The 2,020-nt window shown below is 65.9% G+C and carries 1 protein-coding gene; it reads left to right on the forward strand.

The annotated features are described in order from the left end of the window. Window positions 1-118: 118 nt before the first annotated feature. The gene (locus tag E0H75_RS42815) at window positions 119-1,963 is read left to right on the forward strand and encodes an IS481 family transposase (protein WP_131519475.1); all 1,845 of its coding nucleotides are present in this window, start codon (window positions 119-121) and stop codon (window positions 1,961-1,963) included. Window positions 1,964-2,020 lie beyond the last annotated feature (57 nt).

Raw genomic sequence — 2,020 nt, forward strand, 5'->3', positions numbered from 1 at the left:
TGTCCTCCGTCGACTGATGTGCGACACCCGTCCGCCAGGTGATCTGCGACAGTGGCTGGTTCGGCCAGTCTGGGTTTGACGTTCTCCGTGGGGGCGTCGGTGACTCAGGAGGCCGGGATTGGCACTGGTTGTCTTGTCGGTGGTCGAGCAACGTCTGGACGCGGTTCGTGCGGTGCTGGAGGGCGCGGATGTTGTCGAAGTGGCCGGTCGGGTGGGAGTGCATCGGTCGACGCTGCATCGCTGGATCGCGCGGTATCTGACCGAGCAGTTGGCTGGTCTGGCGGATCGTTCGCATCGTCCGCACGTGTCGCCTGCGCAGGTAGCCGACGCCGTGGAAGTAGCGATCGCGGAGATGCGCAGGGAGCATCCGCGGTGGGGGTCGCGGCGGATCCGGTTGGAGATGCTCCGCAAGCCTGGCCCCTGGTCGAGCGAAGAGGTGATGGTGCCGTCGGAGCGGACCATCGAACGGGTTCTTCATCGGCAGGGCTTGCTGCGGTCTCGTCCGCGGAAACGACCCAGGGAGTCGTATGTCCGGTTCGAGCGTCCTGGTCCGATGCAGCTGTGGGGGATGGACATCGTCGGCGGCATCCACCTGGTCAACACCGTGACCGGCGAGTTGCGAGAGGCGAAGGTCGTCACCGCGGTCGACGACCACTCCCGGTACTGCGTGATCGCGAAGGTGGTGGAGCGGGCCACTGCTCGGGCGGTGTGTCTGGCGCTGGCCGAGGCCCTGGTGCGGTTCGGGGTGCCGGAGGAGATCATCACTGACAACGGCAAGCAGTTCACCGACCGGTTCGGTCGCAACGGTGCCCGCAACGGTGAGGTGTTGTTCGACAAGATCTGTCGCCGCAACGGCATCGCCCACCGGCTGACTGCGCCGGCCTCTCCGAACCAGAACGGGAAGGTGGAGCGATTCCACGGCACCTTCCGGCCGGATTTCCTCGCGGTCGCGGACCCGTTCACCTCGGTCGAACTGGCCCAGGAAGCAGTCGACACTTACGTTGGCGAATACAACACCGATCGGCCCCACCAGGGGCTTGATCAGAACCTGCCGGTGACACCATCCGACCGGTTCCGGCCAACCTCACAAGCCGAACGAGCACTGGTAGAGCTCTGGCTGCCACCGCAGCTGACGCCGCTCGCACAACCCAATGCCGACAACATCAACCGAACCGACGAAACCATCAGCGGTCCAGAGGTACTGCCGGTGCGGGAACCGTGGGCGGGTGGCCCGATCGAGTTCGACCGGATCGTGCCGCCCAGCGGAAACCTGCAGGTGTCTGGGAAGCAGTTCTGGCTCGGCCCGCACCGAGCCGGGCAGACTCTGCGATTCTGGGCCGACCTCGACCTCATCCACCTGCTCGTTGCTGGTGCCCGGATCAAGACCGTCCGCTCGCACCTCACCGTGAACGACCTCGCAAGACTGATCGCGGACGGCGCGACCAACGCCGGCCCCTCACCGCTGCCGCAGATCGAGGACAGCGACGCAATCGAGGTCGAACGGATCGTGTCCCGCGCAGGCACCGTCTCCCTGGGCGGGCACGTCCTGGTCGGAGCAGAAATCTTGGGCGGTCGCCGGGTCGGAATCCGCCTCGAGCCCGCCACGCTGATGTTCTACGACCTCGACACCCGCGATCTGCTCCGGGTCCGCCCGAACCCGCTGACCATGGACCAGGCCCGCCGACTGCGCGGCAGCCGACCTGCCGGACCACCACCACGCCCCTCGCTCGAACCGATCCGGGTCCAGCGCCGCGCCAGCAACTCCGGCGTGATCATGGTCTGCGGCCAGAAAGTCGCACTCGGCCGCAACTACAAACACCAGACCGTCACCGTGCTCGTCTCCGAGACCACGCTTGCCATCGAACTCCCCGACACCGACACCCAGATCGTGCGCCGCACCACCACCCAACCGGTGCGTAGCATCAAAGGCCAGCGGCCACGGACCGCTACCTCAATTTCCTAGACCACATGTCGCACATCAGTTGGCGGACATGTGTCGCGGATCAGTTGTCGGATCACA

Origin of the sequence: Kribbella capetownensis, assembly GCF_004331485.1 — a bacterium.
Taxonomy (GTDB): Bacteria; Actinomycetota; Actinomycetes; order Propionibacteriales; family Kribbellaceae; genus Kribbella; species Kribbella capetownensis.